This is a genomic window from Heliobacterium mobile (genome assembly GCF_009720735.1).
Lineage (GTDB): Bacteria > Bacillota > Desulfitobacteriia > Heliobacteriales > Heliobacteriaceae > Heliobacterium > Heliobacterium mobile.
The window spans coordinates 74,144-92,274 of the sequence record NZ_WNKU01000005.1; the positions used below are offsets into that span (position 1 = coordinate 74,144).

Annotated in this window: 18 protein-coding genes and 1 other RNA gene; 6 read left to right on the top strand and 13 right to left on the bottom strand. The window is 51.4% G+C overall.

What is annotated here, in order from left to right; translation table 11 throughout:
- Nucleotides 1-7 precede the first annotated feature (7 nt).
- The 6 genes from rnpB to GJ688_RS06395 form a co-directional block, all read right to left on the bottom strand.
- Nucleotides 8-368, bottom strand: an RNA gene (gene rnpB / locus GJ688_RS06375) — RNase P RNA component class B.
- A gap of 118 nt (nt 369-486) precedes the next feature.
- Complete coding sequence (locus GJ688_RS06380; RefSeq protein WP_155475715.1) at nt 487-1,764, bottom strand: metallophosphoesterase; 1,278 nt, start codon at nt 1,762-1,764, stop codon at nt 487-489.
- Between the two features lie 112 nt (nt 1,765-1,876).
- Nucleotides 1,877-2,584 (bottom strand): 3'-5' exonuclease, encoded by a 708-nt coding sequence (locus tag GJ688_RS06385; protein WP_155475716.1) that lies wholly within the window; start codon nt 2,582-2,584, stop codon nt 1,877-1,879.
- Nucleotides 2,585-2,615: 31 nt separating this feature from the next.
- On the bottom strand, nt 2,616-4,511 hold the full coding sequence (locus GJ688_RS06390; protein ID WP_155475717.1) for a DUF294 nucleotidyltransferase-like domain-containing protein: 1,896 nt from the start codon (nt 4,509-4,511) through the stop codon (nt 2,616-2,618).
- A gap of 138 nt (nt 4,512-4,649) precedes the next feature.
- Nucleotides 4,650-4,826, bottom strand: coding sequence for a hypothetical protein (locus GJ688_RS20275; protein WP_170291735.1), 177 nt, complete (start codon nt 4,824-4,826; stop codon nt 4,650-4,652).
- A gap of 68 nt (nt 4,827-4,894) precedes the next feature.
- Nucleotides 4,895-5,773 (bottom strand): GerMN domain-containing protein, encoded by an 879-nt coding sequence (locus GJ688_RS06395; RefSeq protein WP_155475718.1) that lies wholly within the window; start codon nt 5,771-5,773, stop codon nt 4,895-4,897.
- A gap of 113 nt (nt 5,774-5,886) precedes the next feature.
- Between GJ688_RS06395 and GJ688_RS06400 the strand changes: the two genes are divergently transcribed.
- From GJ688_RS06400 to GJ688_RS06410, 3 genes are all read left to right on the top strand, one after another.
- Complete coding sequence (locus GJ688_RS06400) at nt 5,887-6,663, top strand: epoxyqueuosine reductase (RefSeq protein ID WP_155475719.1); 777 nt, start codon at nt 5,887-5,889, stop codon at nt 6,661-6,663.
- A 72-nt stretch (nt 6,664-6,735) separates the two neighbouring features.
- Nucleotides 6,736-8,031, top strand: coding sequence for a globin-coupled sensor protein (locus GJ688_RS06405; protein ID WP_155475720.1), 1,296 nt, complete (start codon nt 6,736-6,738; stop codon nt 8,029-8,031).
- A gap of 260 nt (nt 8,032-8,291) precedes the next feature.
- Complete coding sequence (locus GJ688_RS06410; RefSeq protein ID WP_170291736.1) at nt 8,292-9,515, top strand: CapA family protein; 1,224 nt, start codon at nt 8,292-8,294, stop codon at nt 9,513-9,515.
- On the opposite strand, the gene GJ688_RS06415 is transcribed toward GJ688_RS06410, so the two are convergent.
- Entirely contained in the window at nt 9,512-10,447 is a 936-nt protein-coding gene (locus tag GJ688_RS06415; protein ID WP_155475722.1) for a hypothetical protein, read from the bottom strand. The two genes, GJ688_RS06410 and GJ688_RS06415, sit on opposite strands and share 4 nt — an antisense overlap.
- 32 nt (nt 10,448-10,479) lie before the next feature.
- Complete coding sequence (locus tag GJ688_RS06420; RefSeq protein ID WP_155475723.1) at nt 10,480-12,423, bottom strand: M1 family metallopeptidase; 1,944 nt, start codon at nt 12,421-12,423, stop codon at nt 10,480-10,482.
- A 160-nt stretch (nt 12,424-12,583) separates the two neighbouring features.
- On the opposite strand from GJ688_RS06420, the gene GJ688_RS20975 reads away from it, so the two are divergent.
- Together GJ688_RS20975 and GJ688_RS06425 are read left to right on the top strand one after the other, a co-directional pair.
- Nucleotides 12,584-12,706 (top strand): hypothetical protein, encoded by a 123-nt coding sequence (locus GJ688_RS20975; protein ID WP_268892036.1) that lies wholly within the window; start codon nt 12,584-12,586, stop codon nt 12,704-12,706.
- A 223-nt stretch (nt 12,707-12,929) separates the two neighbouring features.
- On the top strand, nt 12,930-13,229 hold the full coding sequence (locus GJ688_RS06425) for a hypothetical protein (protein ID WP_155475724.1): 300 nt from the start codon (nt 12,930-12,932) through the stop codon (nt 13,227-13,229).
- Between the two features lie 337 nt (nt 13,230-13,566).
- Here GJ688_RS06425 and GJ688_RS06430 read toward each other — a convergent pair whose 3' ends face one another.
- Nucleotides 13,567-13,791, bottom strand: coding sequence for a hypothetical protein (locus GJ688_RS06430; protein WP_155475725.1), 225 nt, complete (start codon nt 13,789-13,791; stop codon nt 13,567-13,569).
- 262 nt (nt 13,792-14,053) lie between these two features.
- On the opposite strand from GJ688_RS06430, the gene GJ688_RS06435 reads away from it, so the two are divergent.
- A complete protein-coding gene (locus GJ688_RS06435; protein WP_155475726.1) occupies nt 14,054-14,251 on the top strand; it encodes a hypothetical protein in 198 nt (65 codons plus the stop codon).
- Nucleotides 14,252-14,430: 179 nt separating this feature from the next.
- Here the strand turns inward: GJ688_RS06435 and GJ688_RS06440 are convergent, their stop codons facing one another.
- The 4 genes from GJ688_RS06440 to GJ688_RS06455 all read right to left on the bottom strand — a co-directional run bounded on the left by GJ688_RS06440 (nt 14,431) and on the right by GJ688_RS06455 (nt 18,093).
- Entirely contained in the window at nt 14,431-15,579 is a 1,149-nt protein-coding gene (locus tag GJ688_RS06440; protein WP_155475727.1) for an ABC transporter permease, read from the bottom strand.
- Nucleotides 15,579-16,265, bottom strand: a complete 687-nt coding sequence (locus GJ688_RS06445) for an ABC transporter ATP-binding protein (protein WP_328597325.1) — start codon at nt 16,263-16,265, stop codon at nt 15,579-15,581. Before GJ688_RS06445 ends, GJ688_RS06440 begins: the two co-directional genes overlap by 1 nt.
- A 31-nt stretch (nt 16,266-16,296) precedes the next feature.
- The gene (locus GJ688_RS06450) at nt 16,297-17,451 is read right to left on the bottom strand and encodes an ABC transporter permease (RefSeq protein WP_170291737.1); all 1,155 of its coding nucleotides are present in this window, start codon (nt 17,449-17,451) and stop codon (nt 16,297-16,299) included.
- 63 nt (nt 17,452-17,514) lie between these two features.
- Entirely contained in the window at nt 17,515-18,093 is a 579-nt protein-coding gene (locus GJ688_RS06455; RefSeq protein WP_155475729.1) for a DUF2318 domain-containing protein, read from the bottom strand.
- Nucleotides 18,094-18,131 lie beyond the last annotated feature (38 nt).

Consider the following 18,131-nt stretch of genomic DNA (forward strand, 5'->3'; position numbering starts at 1 on the left):
AGAGTATGGCTGTAATCGAGATTCTGTCCCCGGCTGTCGCCGATGGATAGTCATTTGTCTAAGGAAGTTGCGCCTTACGGCCTGGCTTCCTTCCCGCCGAAGCGAGTGCCCCTACCCGCGGCTCAAGGCCGCCTATTTGGGTTGCACGCTAGTGGAGTTTACCCTTGCACTTCTCCGTCGCCGGAGAACATTGTTTCTGTGGCACTTTAGAGCTACTGGCATCTTCCGAAGAAGACACGTTTGCCGTCGTCAGGTCGCCCTGCCCTGGCTTGCACCAGGCACCATACTCCAGTTCCGCCAAAGCAGCCCTGGGCGTGTCTCGAATTTCCTCGACCCCTGCTGCGCAGAGACCGCGACTATCCACCATACTCTTTTTCTGTTCTATTGTAGCCGCTGACGAATCAGCGCTCAATAAGTATAGGGGATTGAGAGAAAAAAGACAAGTGGTGCATATTGGAAAGCGACATCGGAAAGTATCGGTATGCATCAACTGCTTCGCAGTACAAAGGTGACAATTTCCGATGGACAACCGAGCCGGAAGGGCATCCAATGGCCCAAGCCGCTGTTGACGAAAAGTTTATGCTCATCGTCACCGTACCAACCACGCATATACTCCATGGCCCAGGGAAAGAGAGAACGGTCACCGATCCCCACCTGTCCGCCGTGAGTATGGCCCGATAAAGTCAGCGCCACACCGGATTTTTTGGCTTCGTCAAAGCCATCGGGGTGGTGTGAAAGCAATATTTTCGGCACATCCTGAGGCGCCTGAGACAAAGCTTGGCCTAAGAGTCGCTCCCGGGTGGCCGGGCGGGATTCACCTGCTTTGGCGAAGGGATAATCGACACCAAGAAGGCACAAATCCCCATCGTTGATCGCAGCCGACTGGTTATAGAGATGACGAATGGTACTCTTCTGAAAGGCCGCAAGGACCTGATCAAGGTCACGGAAGTGTTCATGGTTTCCGAGACAATAAAAGCTGCCTAGGGGAGGAGATAAGCGTTCCGTTTTTTCAATGGCAGGTCTCAGTAATTCTAGATTATCGACAAAGTCACCAGTAATCGTGAGGATATCGGGCTTTTGCATTTGAATCATGCCGAGAGCATCGTCCAAGCGGTCTAAGGGGAAAAAGGTGCCCAAGTGAATATCAGAGACTTGAGTGATGCGAAGCCCATCCAGATTTTTAGAGAGTCCCGGAATAGTCACCGGAAATACACGGGTGATGATCCGCCGATCCCCCAAGAAGACACCGTCCAGGGATGTCGTCAAGGCGATGAAAGGAACGGCTGTGATCGTCCCTTGCAGCAGTTCACGGCGAGTGAATTTTTCCGGTTTGTGCACTTGCGGAACGGGACTGAGCGGTGAAGCTTCTCTCGGACCTGCTGGAGATCGGGAGTCATCGAACGAAGCTTCTCTGACAGGAGAAGCTTTCTTATGCAAGCCTTCCTGTTCCAGGCTGCGCTGGATTCGACTGAGTAGAAAGACCAAGGGAACGGCGAGCAAAAAGATGATCTGTGCCATGATCCAAGCAAAGGCCGGGTAATAAAGCCACCGCAGCCAGGCGTCTTGGGTCTGAAAACCGGTAGCTATGCTGTAGAGAGGCGGAAAAAGCGATGAGAAAGCGAGTATCCAAAAAAGAGTACGGCGCCAACCGGGGCGAAAAAAGGGCAACCAACGTACCAGAGCCATGTACGAAAGATAATTGACGGCGAGAAAAACGACGATGGGCAACAACCGCATCATGGAGAACAAGGGTGTATGGGGCAAAACGAAGTTCCTCCTCCCGCCGGATGTCCATTAGTATTTATCTAAATCATATCGTGAACGTATTCGAAATTCAACTAAACCGACGTACAGACAGGGACATCGGCCCAGAGGGTTACAGATGATGTTGGTCCAGTATCCGCCGGAGTTCACCAAGCGTTTTTACCGGCCGAAGCTCCTGCAGTCGCTGGAGCAGCGCTACAAACAGGTGCGCTGTCATGCGTGCATCGCCGAAGGCGGTATGGCGGGGAAGAGGGGGGATTCGGTAGGCTGGAACTAGTTGATCGAGGCTGTGGTCGGCCCGAAACGGTTCGATCACCTGAGAAAGAGTGATCGTATCCACCGTCGGGTGGTAGATTTTCGTGCGAGCTTTTTTTAGGTACTTGTTCAAAAAGCCGACATCAAAACCGACGCGATGGGCCACCAGGACGGAGCCGTCGATGAAGTCGAGAAAATCATCGAGGATTGGATAGATGGTGGGTTGATCGTAAAGCATCTCTTCCCGGATGCCGGTCAACTCTTGGGCGATAGCGGGAACTTCCCGGCAGGGATTGACGAGCCGGTCAAAGACAGGCAGGTCCTGAATGATTCCGTTTTCCACGACGACGGCGGCGATGGCGATCACATCATCATCAGGCACGCTCAGGCCTGTCGTTTCCGTATCGAAGACGACAAAAGGGATATTGCGAAGAAGTTCAAAGGGACTGATCCGTCCCTTGTTTTGTCTGCACTTCTCGACGAGAGAACCGGCGAGAGTTGACTCGATCTCCTGCTCTTTAGACGATCTCCATCCCAAAAGGCTGCGAAATGTCCGAATGACCACGGTACACCTCCGACCAGCGAATTTTTACATTCTACAGGTAACCATCCACACGAAAGGCTGAGCCGGTGAGACTCTGGATGCGAATGACCCCCTGGATGGCTTCTTTTAAGATGGACTGGTCACGCTTCGACAGTCGGTAGGGATGGATATAGTTATCGGGAACCTGCTGTTGCCGAACTTTGCGTAAGTTTTCTTGAATGCGCAGATCCAGCAGCATTACGAAACTAAACCGGATCAGTTCAACATCATCAGCGTTAAAAATTCCCCGTTCCTCTAACTTACGCAATCGGGCGAGCGTGTTCGTCTCTTGGATATTTTCACGAAGGGCGAAGACACGGATGCAGTCGATCAGATGGACCATGAGACTGCGCTTGAGATCTATTTCATCCTTATGTTCACCGGATTTTTCCGTGACGAAAGGTTTAAAAAAGCCGAGGCTCACGTGATGACGCAAGTCGTCCTTGGCTAAGTGATGCAGCCCCACAGGCAGGCGTCGGTAAGTAGCAAAGACGGCCTCATGAAGCTTTCCAGCGAGACCTTCGTCTCCAAAAACACAGCGAAAATCTAAAAAGATCGTCAATTGGCGCACGTGGTCTGGTACCGATTCTTCGATCCAGGAACCGATCTGATGATGCCATTCCTTGAAAGAACGACACCATTTGGGATTTAGGGCCATCACATTTCCTGGACAGCGGGTAAACCCGCAGGCTTCTAACCCTTGTGTGACCCGTTGGCCTAAGGACATGAAAAAATTTCGGGTCTTTTCCAACTGACCCGGAGGCACATCGGCAAAGACGATGGCGTGATCCTGGTCTGTGCGCAAGGTTTGCTCTTTTCGACCGCCAGAACCCATCGTGAGCCAACAGTAGCTGGTCGGCGGAGTCAATCCTTGTTTCGCTAATTCCTCTAAAGAGAGTTGGATGATGCGAACAGTTAGGCGATCATAGAGTTCGCCGATGACTTCGGTGATTTCGGACGACCGCGCCCGCTCCGCCATCATCGCTGTCAGCAGCTTGTCGATGACAGCCGTCGAACGGACGAGGTCTGCGATGGAACGGCCATGCTCGATCCCGTCGACAATCGACAGTGCTCCAGTGTCACGATTGCGGATCAAATCGGTCAGTGCCACGATCCCGATGAGTTTACCTTCTTCCAGGATACCTACATAGCGTTCCTTCTCCCGGATCATGGTCAAGAGAACCTGATAATAATAGGATTCGGGTGGCAAAGTGACGAGTTGGCCGTTGACGGCGTTGCGCAGCGTAGGATAATTCTCTGGATCAGCCAAGGTTTTATAGACTAAGTCCCGCTCGGTGATGATACCTACCGGTTCATCATTTTCAGTGACGACGAGTGAACCGACCCGCTTCTCGGCCATGGCACGAGCAACTTCTGTAACAGTGGTATCGATGGAGATGGTATGTACAGGGGCGTTCATGAGATCGACTGCCCGTTTGCGAAAAGGACGGGAATCCATCCCATAAGCTTCACCAGCCTGTTCAGCCACGATTTCATTGATCATGGCTCGAAAACGAGCAGCAAAAAGCCGCGAGAAGTAGGCGGAGAAGGCGGCATGCTTTTCCCAGAGTTGGTGGAGCACATCAAAGGGAATCGTCAGGCAAGCCATATCTTCCACTACTTTTACGGTGGCAGGGTAGGTCTTTTCTACCAGGCACGTTTCTCCGAAGATCTCTCGACCTCGCCGCAGCCCGATGACCGACTCCTCGCCGGCATTGTTTTGAACGATAATCTCGGCTAGCCCATTGAGAGCCAGAAAGAGATGGGGGAAAGCTTTTTGCCCTTGGTAGAAGATCACCTGCCCACGGCGGAATTGAACGAGACTCATCGCAGCGTTCAGTTCTTGCAACGCCTCATCGGGCAAACAGGTAAAGGGGTGGATAGTGCGCACTTCCTGTAAGTGGGTCATGCTGTCAATCCTCCCAAAAAAAAGTATGTTTCGAACCCATTATAGCGAATCATAGAGGTCGAGCTCAATGTACTTTTTTTGAAAATTCAATAAATAATGGACCAGTAAAAGGCTGCCGGAAAGGGGCAGCCTGAAAGATTACTCTCGCTCCAAAAGCGGTACCGCGCCAGGCTCGCGATCCGGTGCGACAGTCCGTTTGCGTGGAGCTTTTACACCGGGAGCGATTTCTCCGGGACGTCCGTATTTCTGGTAAAGCTGTTCGAGAGACTCTGGATCTAAACGATATGTGTGTAATCCCTTCGGTTTATCGGCCATGATCAGTCCTCCTCTTCAGGCTTATTTTCTCCTGTGAGGGAGGTGACCATTCTTCCAAAATTACAATTTTATGGTTTGATAGGAGCTGATGATACGGAGCGGATCGCCCAAAAAGACTTTTCACCTGCTCCGGTCGGTTGAAACAACTCGACCAGGAAATCGAGCTTGCCGTGGCGAACTTTTACTTTAGCGACACCTTGGCTGGCCCCAGAATCGTTCCGACTGACGAGCCCAAAGCTATCCTTGTCCGGCAGAAAGCCGAGGGCGATGCCCTCTAAGCGTGCCACTTCGACAGGATCTAAGCGCCAGGTCTGAAGTCCCCGGTCCACTTCCCGTTGAATCTGACCGACATTTGCCGGAGCCGGGATGGGACCTTCACGAACGGTCAATTCGTCAAAATAGTTCAAAGGACCAGAGACGTCTACATGACCGGCCAGCGATTCCACACTTTTTCCCTCAACAGTGAGTTTAATGCTTGCATAGCCCATGGTACAAAAACTGTTGACGATGGAACCGACCAACATGGATTCTCCAGCCGAACCTGTATTCAATTGGGTGATCTCTTTGGATAAATCGAGTTCCAAGGTGCGATCATGGATCGTCGCCTTGTTCAACTTCACCGCAGCGGGAACGATGCGGCTTAACTGATCGTTTTTGGGGCCTTCTACCAGCATGGCAAAGAGTTGTTTGATTTTTTCTTCCTCGCTGCCGTTGACAGCTCGTTCCACAGGCACAAGCCGATAATACTCTTTATCGGGGAAAAAAACTTGTACCGTCTGCTCGGCGGCAGCGCTGGCTTTATTGACGCCGAGGTTCGAATCGATCGGGCTGGACTCACCAGAGGTGGGGGGAGACGGTTGGGACAAACTGCATCCGTGCAGCATCAGGGACAGGGCGATGATGGCGATGCCCCAGTGGTGACGGTAGCCGTTACATACTTTATCCAATAGCCTTGCCTCCTTCCGAATGGTGCGACTTGTTCGATCAATTCGATAAACGAGTGAAATATTCCTGCCTCGTTAATAAATGGGAGAATTTTTGAAAGGGGATAGCCTTATCGATGACGAATCAAATCATGACGCAGCTATGGCAGACTTGTACAACTTTTATCGAAGCACAGCCCTGCAACTACCGTCCGCCGATTCTAGGCGCAGTCCCCATAGACAACCCTCGGGTAAAAGGATGGCTCGACACTCATCCGGAACAGGTGAAGCCCGATGAATGCCTGCCAGGCGCTCGCAGCATCATCGCCTTCTTTGTTCCTTTTTCCAAGGAGATGGTCATAGCAAACCGGAAGGCTTCCTATCCGACAGAAGCATGGGCCCAAGCCTATGTAAAGACAAACCAACTGCTGGCGGAGACAACGGCGGCAATGATGGAGCAATTAGCCGACTTGGGTATTCGGGCGATGACAGCAAAGCCGACCCATAACTTTGACGAAAAGACGCTCCTTTCTTTTTGGTCTCATAAGCATATGGCCTGGGCATGCGGATTAGGTGAATTTGGCCGCCATCATATGGTGATCACGCCGGCTGGCGTGGCAGGCCGGTTTGCCTCCCTCATCGTCGATTGTGTCTTGAACGACAGCCCCGGCATATGGGATCCTCAAAAGAAGACCTTCGGTCCAGCGGCACCTAAGCTTTGCCGGGAGGAAGCCGGTTGTCGTGCCTGTGAGGGATCTTGTCCTACCGGTGCCTTGACCACTCGTCCCTTTGATCGACAAAAATGTTATGCTTTCTTGCTGGAAGTGGACCGTACGTACCGTCACCTGCCTTTGTCCGATGTGTGCGGCTTTTGTGCCTGTGCCGGACCTTGTGCGGTAATCGAAAATCGGTGACAAACGTCCTTCCATGGGAATTGAAGCTCATGTATAATTACAGTAGTTGACTGGAGATAGGGAGGAAAAGCAATGTTTTTCGGTAAAAACTCCTCAGCACCGCCTGTACAAGTCTCACCAAACATGTCTATCAATGTATCTGGCGAAGAAGCCAGGTTGGCTCAAAAATTATTAAATCTCAGTACTCGCGACTTAGCACTGCTCGCTGAGTTACGGCCCGTCCTTGAGCCGCGCTTGGACGAGGTAGCGAACAATTTTTATAAACAGATTCTGGCCAACGCCCAGTTGAAAACATTTATTGAACAACATTCTACAGTAGACAAACTGCGCGGTACTTTTAAGGGATACTTAAAAAGCCTGTTGTCGTCGACGGTTGATGACAAGTACATTGATGGCCGTGTCCAAATCGGCCAAGTACATAACCGGATTAAACTGCCGCCGTACTGGTATATGGCTGCCTATCAGGCCTTATTCAACGCGATCCTCCCCATTCTGGAAGAAGTCAAGGATAAAAGCCGTGCCCTCGAAATCAACACGGCTTTACAGCGCTTGACCAACTTGGATCAGCAGACGGTCATGTCTGCCTATATCAACGATTATATGCACGAAATCGATAAGAAGGCGGAACTGGAAGGCGCTTTAAACGATATCCAGCAGCTTCAGGACCGTGTCAACGACTCAAGTCAGACCTTGGCAGCGACGGCTGAGCAGACGGCCGCATCGGCCGCCGAAATGGCCTCAGCGGCCCAGCGTATCGCTCATAACGCGGTACAGGCTACCCAATTCGCCAGTCAGGTAAACACGTTAGCCGACAGCGGTGAGAAGAAGATTCAACAGACCGGTCGCGCTATCGAGAATCTCGGTGATTTGATTCAAGGAATGCAGGATAAAATCAAAGCCCTGGATGAAAGCTCCGAGAAAATCGAGTCCATCGCCGGTGTCATTCAGGGGATCGCTACCCAGACGAACCTCCTTTCGCTGAATGCAGCCATTGAGGCGGCTCGCGCCGGTGAATCCGGCCGCGGCTTTACCGTTGTCGCCAACGAAGTGAAAAAACTGGCCGGCTTCTCCGAGCAATCGGTGCAGGAAATCGCCGAGATGATTCAGATTTCCCGTCAGCATACGCTGGAAGTTTCCCAAGCGATGGTTCAGACGAGCAAGGCGATGGAATCGGCTTCTCAACAGGCTCAGGAAGTCGTACGCAGCTTTGGTGACATCATCAATGCGATTGATAATAACCAAGAGAAGATCAAATCGATCGCTACAGAAATCGAGAGCCTCACAACCACATCCAAACAGATCGAAGAAGCATCGGACGAAGTGGCCCGGTCCGCCGAGGCGCTCTCCGTCATGGCCATCAATCAGTAAACGTAGAAGCACAGGTATATGCGAAAAAGCCACGGACTTTGCTCACAGGCAAAGGCGTGGCTTTTTCTTGCTTTATTCAAGCCGTATTCAACTACACCTTCAGAAAAGGTCTTCTTGTTACATTGTGCTAAATCGGGGGCGTAATGTATCCGCTCACTAAGGGTTCCGTGGTTGTTCGCTCGGTTTGCTCCGCAAGCACGCCGAACCTCTTGGTTTTTCTAAATGTAGAGATTCAAAAATTGTGGAGGGAGCACAAAACTTTGAGAAAAATAAAAACGACAGTCTCCTTACTGGTAATCCTGGCGTCTCTTGCGGGCTGTACTCCCTACAACCTCGCCACACGGCAGGAGATTCAGGCAGTAAGCCGAGCAGGAGGTAACGAAACAGACGCTTCCAAAGTCGAAAAGGGACTTACGAAAGAGCCGGTCCGGACGGTGGAGATCCTTTTAGCCGCAACGGGTGATGTTCTCATCCATGATTCGATGATCCTGGCCGGTCAGGAAGACCGAGGGTACAGCTATAAACACTTTTTCACACAGGTCAAACCCTACATCGAAAAAGCCGATATCGCTATCGCCGACTTTGAGGGGACCATGGCCGGCCCGGACAATGGGTTCTCGGGATATCCTCTTTTTAACTGCCCTGCTGAGATGGCACAAGCCTTAGCCGATACCGGCTTTGATCTCGTCACCATCGCTGGAAATCATATTCTCGACAAAGGGACCGATGGACTGATCCGGACGGTCAGCAATATTGAGCAAGCGGGCATGACCCCTGTCGGCGCTTATCGGAATGCAGAAGAACGAAAGAAAGTGACCATTAAAGAGATCAAGGGGGTGAAAATCGCCTATTTGGCCTATACATATGGCACGAACGGTATACCCGTTCCTAAAGACAAGCCTTACCTGGTCAACCTACTTGATGAAACGGCTATGGTCAAAGATGTGACGGAAGCGAAAGCCCTAGGTGCCGATTTTGTCATTGCCTCTTTGCACATGGGTGAAGAGTACCAGCGTCAGCCGGACGACGGACAAAAAAGATGGGTTCAAAAAGCTTTTGCGGCAGGTGTCGATGTGGTGTTGGCAAGTCATCCCCATGTGCTGCAGCCTTTCGAAAAACATGTCGTCAACGGGAAAGAACGCTTTGTCATTTACTCGCTGGGGAACTTTATCTCCGCCCAGAAAGGCCGCTATCGAGATGCCGGTGTCATCGTCTATGTTCCTTTGAAAAAACAGGTCGAAGGTGGGAACAGTCGCAGCGAAATCGGCGATGTCCGTTATGTACCGCTTTGGACAGACCGGTATTCACGACGGGGCCGTCAAGATTACCGCGTTTTACCGATCGGCGATGTGCTGAATAAGGGGCGGGAGAAAGAAGATCCATTGCTGACTGCCGACGATATTTTCAAACTTCAAGAAGCTTGGAGCGATACGACTTCTCATCTGGGTCAGGGCTATGTTACATCGATCGATGAACTGCCTTAATGATAGAGATCAAGCTGCCGGGCGGTAGTGAACAACGCCGCAATTCGGGTGAAGAGCAGGATAAAGATGATAGCTTGCTGGAGAAAGAGGGCCCTAATAATCCCATTAGTTCCCGCAGCGGGATAGTGGCTCAATACTTCTGTGATGACGAAAAGCAGCGCCGAGCTAAAACTGTATAAGATGATTCGAGGTACAAGCAATGGCGCCAGTCGCCGAAACATCTGCGGAACCGTTTTCAGCAGCAGGGCTAAGGTGGATTTTCCTTGTTCCGATGACTGAAATAAGATCTGCCAACGGGCCAGATCTCCCGTCAAGGTGATCAGCGAAGCTAGAAACAGTAGGACGAGGACAACATCGATGGCGATGATCGTCGCTGGCATCGGTCCCCATGCCTTTTCATCGAAAAGATTCGATGTGTATGAGTAAAGCTGCCATAAGCCGAGCCAGAGCGGCGTAAGCCAAAGGGCGAGACGGAAGCTCGCCGGGCCGTACTGGCCGACGCCGCGAAAAAAGGTTTGCCATGAACTTACGGGGCGTCCAGTCGAAGTCAAGTGGGAGCGAAGGGCGTTCCAAAGGCCGGCTTGCCAGAACGGTTGAAGAGCTAAAAAGAAGATGAAGGGAAGATAGATCAAGGAGCGCCGCAGGGAACCAGCAGCAGTCGTGGCGAAAGGAAGCATCAGATCGTGATAGAGGGAAATGCTCATTGCCTCCCAGTCTTGTGGACGACTGCCCCCGAGAAGGGATGGGTCGGTAGTTACCGTAAGGGTATAGGGGTCCGGGAGTGTATTGTAGAGATAGAGGAACAACGGGAGCAACAAGGGAATCATTACTAAAGTATTGAGCAACCAGAGGATCAAGACAACCGGCCAAAAAGAAAAAGATTGCCGAGCGCCGGTCCAAGCCCGGGAAAAAAAGGAGACCAGGACAATCACCTCCTGGTCTCATCCTATGGCTGGTCTGTAAGTTAGATTCCCGCCGATAGGATCGCCTGATAGGCAGCTGCCACAAAGAGGGTCCAGCGAAGAGCAGGCCAGATGCTCTTTTCTTGGGTCCAGAGATTGTTCAATCGGTTCGTGTCGAGCAGGTGCCGCTCATGGGGGTCGACCTGCACCGTCATCACCGGACTGTCTCCGGGTACGATCAGTTCAGTATATCGATCCGTTCCCTCGCAGTGAAAAACATGGCTTTGTCCACTGCTGTCGATCACGATAACCTCGACAGGAGCTGTCAGTTCACCGCGGCGCTCCAACCGGACTTGCCAAGCCGGCCCGGTAGGGGTCTCGATCGGTCGTACATCGCCGACAGCAAAATCCATCGAAGCGGGGAGAGATATCCATTCACGGAAATGATCCATGGTGGACTCTCCGGCTTTTTCCTGTACCACCTGTAAGAAATCTCTGGTCCCGGGATGCCGGAAGGCCCAGCGTTTGAAATAGGCGGAGAGGATGTCCTGCATTTTTTCTTCCCCGACGGTGCGCTCCAAGGTATAGAGGGAAAGAGCCGTCCGATAGTAGACCGATGCAGCGTAGGAACGTTCCGAGGCAAACTCCCAGGCCGGTAGATTGATGGGATCCAGTACGGTAGAGCCTAAAACGGTGCGGTAATCACCGGGTGCGTCGTCCCGAAGGGGCGTAGAAAAGAGAGGAATGCCTAAGAATTTGAAGGGGACGCGGGTATCGGGATAGAGCTTGGCAAGGATCTTTCCTTCTGAATAGGTTGTTAAGCCTTCATCCAGCCAGGGTTCCTCAAACTCATTCGTTGCGACGAGACCGTACCAGTATTGATGGGCTGTCTCGTGTACTAAAACCCGTTCCGGATCGGACGAGCGTTCACCGGGAAAATTGGGGGTCCCACCCGTGATCAAGGTGGGGTATTCCATGCCTCCGGCTCCTGGTGCGTCTGCCGGCGGATCGATCACCGTCAGGGTTCGGTAGGGGTAAGGCCCGTATGAGGTGCATAATTGCTCTAGGGCACCGGCGACGGCCTTTAACTGACGCTCTGCCAAAGGCAGGTGTTCCGGTTGACTGAAAAGCCGAATTTCCACAGGCGCCGTGTCTTTCGGTTCGATAGTGCAGGTTTGTAAGACAAAGCGAGGATCGGCAGCCCAGGCGAAGTCATGGACCCAAGACTGGACAAAGTGCAGCCGCTTGTGCTCACCTTCCACCACAGGCGGATCCGCTTCACAGCCGGTGGCCCCGACCACATAGGTCTTCGGGAGAGTGAGCTTCACATCATAATTGGCGAAATCGGCATAAAACTCGCTGTTGGCGTGAAACTGGTGCAGGTTGAAGCCTTCTTGTTCCCGCCCCCGCTGCCACTGGCGCTCATAAGCGGCTAGTTTCGGATACCACTGGCCGGCCATGACAAAGGGATCGGCTACACCGGAGCGGGCAAAAACGTCAGGCAGTAGGGTCTGATAGATCAGTTTCATATGCAAAACTTCACCGGGGCGCAGAGGGCGAGGCAGATCGACGGTAGCCAAGGTTCGGTCATAGGGATTCTTATCGTCAGGCTGAATGAAACGCAAAGAAGCAGTCATGTCCCGGCTGTTCGTGCCGGAAATGTATGTGATCTGAGTCAGTTCCATCTTCCCGGGTTTATTGACATCCCCTTGTACCCCGCGGTGCTGCCCCGATGACTCGTTAAAAAAGGTGGAGCCCGGTTGAAAAGCGTTCGGATATAGATGAAGGGCGATTTGCGACAGGGGCTGTGTACCGCCGTATTTCCAGGTAATATCGACTTGACCGTCGATCGTCTGCGTAGTTGGTTCATAACGGCATTCAATCTGATAGTTTAAAGGCGGAGAAATGCCGGGGACAGAAAGAGGTTCCCCCTGGGCCGCTGGCAGATTGACCGCATAAGCCAGGAGAACCGATAAGGCGACAGTCATCCATCTATGGTGCCACATCCTATCAACTCCTTGTCCCTCATAGGATGCCTGAAGGTTGGATAGAAAATCCCAAGAGACGAAGGTTTCCCAGGACCTTGACCGATTCCCATAGTGCTAAGGCAGTTATTCTCCGCATAGGGTGTGGAAACGAGGGGGGTTATGTGAGGGGGAGAGGACGGTGGGAAATCCGCTCGACGGCACCATTTTTGAATTTCTACGGGCCGGTTGGTGGTGTTTGCACATTCCCGTCATGATGATCACTTTTTATCTCGGCCATCGTTACTGGCCTAAAAAACCATGACATGTCCATGTTTCATCTTTCTATCGATTGGACAGACTGATAGAGGATTCAGAGCCTGGTGGATCCACCCGCTCTTTTCTTAAATATGGCGAACTCGGCTCTTCGGCCGGGTGCTTTTTTTATTGTTTGAAAACATTTCCATAAACCGTAACCCTAAGCCAATCCGTTTAATAAGATAATTTAGGCAACAGCCAATTTCTTATTATCGGGAGGCAGCGTGAGTATGGATTTGAACAACTTAAAAGAAGTTCTTAACCAATTCATGAATCAGGGGAATTTAAATCTTCCCATCGGTGCGGACCAGGAAAAGCAGGTTAAGGGTTTTATGGATAAGATCAAGAAACGGCAAGGTCTTAGCGATGCTGATCGGTCCCAAGCAGTGCAACTGGTCGGGCAGTTTGCCAAACATTTAGGACCTGAGCAGAGCAAACAGATCAAGGGTATGTTGGATCAATTGATGAAAACACAAAAAGTGTCCGATAAGGACAAAAAAGCACTCGATCAAATCAAGAAAATGCTCTAATTAGGCTCCCCTTGCATGGCAAGGGGTTTTATTCTTTTCTTTTTCTTTCCTAAGCAGGAATTTGCATTCAAGCAACGAATATCACATTCACATAGGTTGCAGCATAGGGTGAAGCCGATTCATCCGCAAGGATGGGAGGTGAACCCATTGATTGCTTTTATCCTGCCGAAGGGGCCTCTATGAAAATTCTCTTATTGCTCACCCTGGTCTGCCTGGTTACGGATTTTTTGGTCGGCTTACTTGTATCTAAAGAAGATGCATGAGGTGACAGCGTTGAAGGACATAAAGAAAAACACCTCTTTTACCGTTTTTAAGAGATGGTAGAAGAGGTGTTTTATTATTCTCGGGCATACTGACTGTTGCCCAGTACGGCGATGATGATGATCAAAAGCGCCAGGGAGATAAGCTGGTTCATGCGTGCTGAATAGCTATGTTTATATTTTTTTCTACCGCTTTTTCTCCTGCCGATGGACAGGATACCGGGAAGAAAGGCGGCTAGAACGACTAAGGTTAAAAGAAGACCCGAGAGAGTGCGAAAGTCTCGACTCATCGTCAATTCCATAACATCACATCTTTCGTCGATTCCGTTTCCTCTATATCAAGGTATGGTGTCTCTGCGTCGAAGGTGAGTTTGAGTTGTCGACATGTGCCAGGTTCAAAAGCAGAAGTCAGTTCAACTGGTTATCTATCGTGACGATTGTGGTTGTGTTATTATTAACTTGTTTTAAGTTCACTACATCCTGGTTTGCCTTGAAGGGTGACAGAGCAGCACGCCGTTTGTGAAATGTTCAACGATTGCTTGTTACGGAGAAAGGATGAGAACCTTGGGAACTCTGAAAGAACAGGTATACCAGATCATTCAAGAGCAAAGAGAGACGACGATGGATCAAATCATCGTGCAAATGTTTGGCGGCAGCCTGATTTCGGCAGGACAAATGGCTCAACTGGACGAAGCGGTCAACAAATTGATCGATGAGGGAAAGATCACCCGGACACTGCTGGGAATTCAGATTCAACAGTAAAACAACACTTAATCAATAGTAATTCTACCAAAAGAAAAAGCCCTTGTGCGGACTTTAGAGCAGGTCCGGCAAGGGCTTTTTTTCGCGCCGTCATATCACGTAGTACTGAGTTTTCGCTTTACTTCACCATGATTCTTAGTGTCGCTTGCGAAGCCGATAGTCCTTTCTATTTAGCCCTATTATACCTGCCGAAAAGCCTCTACCGGATCGAGGTTCGAAGCCCGGGAGGCAGGCCAGAGGCCGGAGACGAGAGCCAGCAACATAGCTGCTGTGACTCCGAAAAGGACAGATGACACCGGAAAAGATAGGGAAAGATCTTCACTACCAACCCAGGGCAATAAGAAAAAGGCCAGACCGAACCCAAAGAGAGCGCCAACTAATGCCCCGATTCCGGCGAGAACCATACCTTCCCCTAAAACGATTCTTTTTACCGACCTCTGAGAAAAGCCGAGCACATGGTAAATCCCCATTTCGGACTTTCGTTCTGCCACAGAGTTGGCAGTGGTCACAAAGAGCAGCAGTGCGGAAATCGTCATCACCATCAAACCCACCAAAAAGGTGAAGCGGCGCAGGCTCCCGGCCAACTCCAAACGGGACGACTGGGCATCGGTAGCCTTGCTGACGGTAACGGTCGGTCCGAGCAACTCTTGAATCGTCTGTACGTTATTCATCTCTGTTTGACCCGGTGGGACCTCGATGAAGGTGAGTACATCTTCTTTCCCGAGTGCCTCTTGCAGCCGCTGCAAATCGATAAACAACAGTTGGTCTTCCGGCCCGCCGGTCTCCTGCAGCGTTGTTGAAACTGTGCCCGCAAGGATTGTACCGGAAGGAAGTTTTAGGGCAAGGCTTTTGCCGGGCTTTAGTCCGAGGATTTCTGCGGCCTTCGATCCAGCTAGGAAGTCGCCCGGTTGGGGAAGAGTGCCATTCAAGTTCCATGTCGCTTTATACTTCATTTCGTCGTCCAGGCGAGCGCCTGTTAAAAGCACTTTTTTCCCCGCCACCTGTCCGGTAGTCACTAATTTAGGGAGGACCGCTCCTGTCGCTTGCATTTTTTCGACGATGTCCGCCGACAGATAGGTTTCCTTTACCGCAATATCAGGAGCGATCGTGACACCAGCAAAGGAGAAGGACACCTGCTCCCGCTTTGGAGTGATGAAAAGGGGCTGTCCCGAACGGGCGGCTGTAGATGCGGCAGCTTCGGTCGCACTATCCGATAAGGTGACTAAAGAGAAAAAGGTGGTCCAGCAGAGAATAAACCCGAGCAGGATGGGGAGTGCTTTTCCGCCTCGTCGGACGATGGAGAGGAAAATCAGACGAACAATCGTCATCAGCTTATCTCCTCCACCTTCTGCAAGCGACCGTCTTTTAGATAGGCTGCCTGAGACACGTAGCGCAAGTAATCGAGGTTATGAGTGACCATGATGATGGTCAGCCCATCTCGGTGTAGTTCTTGAAAAAGTTCCATGATTTGTTCGCCCATTTGACTATCCAAAGCCCCTGTCGGTTCGTCAGCGAGGATGAGCGGAGGTTTGTTTACGATAGCCCGGGCGATGGCCACCCGTTCCTGTTCACCGCCGGAAAGCTGATGGGGAAGACGATGCTCTTTTCCGGCAAGGCCGACTCGCTCCAACAATGCGATGGCCCTTTGCCGCTGTTCCTGAACCGCCATTTTCTTGACGGCCAGGGGAAGCATCACATTTTCCAAAGCGGTCAGGTAGGGCATGAGGTGAAACTGCTGAAAGACAAAGCCAATGTATTCCCGGCGAAAATCGGCCATCTTTTCACCGGAAAGGCCATACACATCGATATCGTCGATCCACAGGGTACCTTTGTCTGGTCGATTTAGACCGCCCAAAAGGGTCAATAAGGTACTCTTGCCAGAGCCGGATGGTCCGACCAAGGCGAGAAAAGATCCCTCTAGGACGGACAAATTGATCTCCTGCAAGGCCGTCACCCGATTTTCGCCGAGGCCGTAACCTTTACTGATTTGATCCGTTTTCAATAACACACTCACGGTAATTCCTCTCTCCCTTGACGAAAAGCCCTTACAACATTCGCATCGCTTCGACTGGATCTTTGCTTGCGCCGCGCCAAGCGGGTACGAGAGAAGCGGTCAAGCCCAGGAGAACCGTGATGCCGACCGATAGGAGGGCTTCCTTGCCGTTCCAAGGGACCGTCACATCCATCTGAACGATGATGGGCGCTGCCCAGCGAGACAAGGAGAGGCCAGCCAGATATCCTGCCGCTCCTGCCGGAATCGTGAGCAAGGCGACCTCGCTTAAGAGCATTTGCATCAAATGACTTTTGCGAAAACCAATAGAACGAAGAATGCCTAACTCCTTTGTCCGTTCTCTTATCGTGGACGATACCAGCAAAAAGACAAGGAGCATACCGGCAATAGCCGTGACCGCGCCAACGACTAGGCTTAAAGTGGTAAAACGGTCTACGATCCCTTCCCGGGCCACCAGGGTTTCCTTTAAGGCGGTCACCTGGCTGCCAGGGAGAACCGTGCCGATCTGGGCAGTAATATCATCAATAGGACAGGTGCTGCAGAGGGCGCTCACTTCGATGAAGGACAGCTTCCCTTGCATCTGCAATAGATCTTGGGCCTGCTTCCAATCCATAAACAACAGGTTGTCCTCGTCACTCCCTGTCGGTACCAACTGTCCGAAAATTCGAAACGTTTTACCGTTCAAATCGATGGACTGACCGGTGTGCCATCCCTTTTCTGCAGCCAAATTTTCACCGATGAGGATGTCGGCACCTCCACGGGGCTGATCTCCGGTGATTTTCCACCACTTCTTCATCTTGAGTTCATCGGCGAAAGAAACACCGACCACAGTCACCGGTTGACCGTCGGAGGTGATATGGCCCAAGACCTTTGGCGCTACCCGGGCGATACTTTCCGCATTCGCAATGGTTCGGATCTTTTGAAGGGCTTCATCCTGTAAGAGAGTATCCTTTTGGGATGGCGCCAGAGATATGCCGCCGTAGTTGAGGGATAATTCCTCTTGTGTCGGGATGATGCTGATGTTCGCTCCGATCAGATCGAAGGAGTCGGCCACTTCCTCACGCATCGCCTTGGACGCTGAAAAAAGGGCGACGGAAATAGATGTGGCCAAGAAAAGGCCGACCGTTAGAATGATTGCTTTTCTCCAACGTCGCTTTAAGCTGCTGCCGATGATATCCCATAAGGTCACTGCCAGACCTCCTCGTGCGAGTGGATATGAAAAAGGGCAGGTCATGCCTGCCTTGTTCCTCTACTAGATTCTTGGTTTCCAGTTTGATACGGTCTGGGCATCAAGGATCAGATTATTTCCTTCGACAGTATAAGAAAGCTGATCAGGCGGGTAGGTTTGACAACCGCCGGAAAGTCCTTTCAGCGTATCCGGATCCCAGCGGGTATCACAAGCGTTGCAGGCCAGTTGTTTCCCTTTGATCGTAAAAGTGGTGCTTTCACAAGGTTCGCACATGCTGACGGCTGCGACGACCTGTCCGCTCGGTGCGACATAAGCCATGATAGGGATCGTCTTGTTGCCACTTTTGAACTCCGTCCGGATCATGCTTTTACTTTTCACTTCGTCGAGAGGCACCACGATTTTACCGTCATTGGCGCTGACCGGAGGCAGTTTCGCCATGGCGATCATCTTCCCGGTGTAATCGACTTTAGCTCCTACGTTATAGCTGGTCTTGCTGTCGTGACTGCTGGAACTGGTAGAGGTATTCCAGAAACCGTAGGCAGCCACAGCGATGGCGACGATACCGATCACAGCGCCAACGATGAGCTTGCCAGATGAAGATTTTTGTTGAAACTGTGCTTTCTTTTCCTCGCGAGTAGTCATGAGACGCCCCCTATACCTATTGGTAATCAATTCTTATT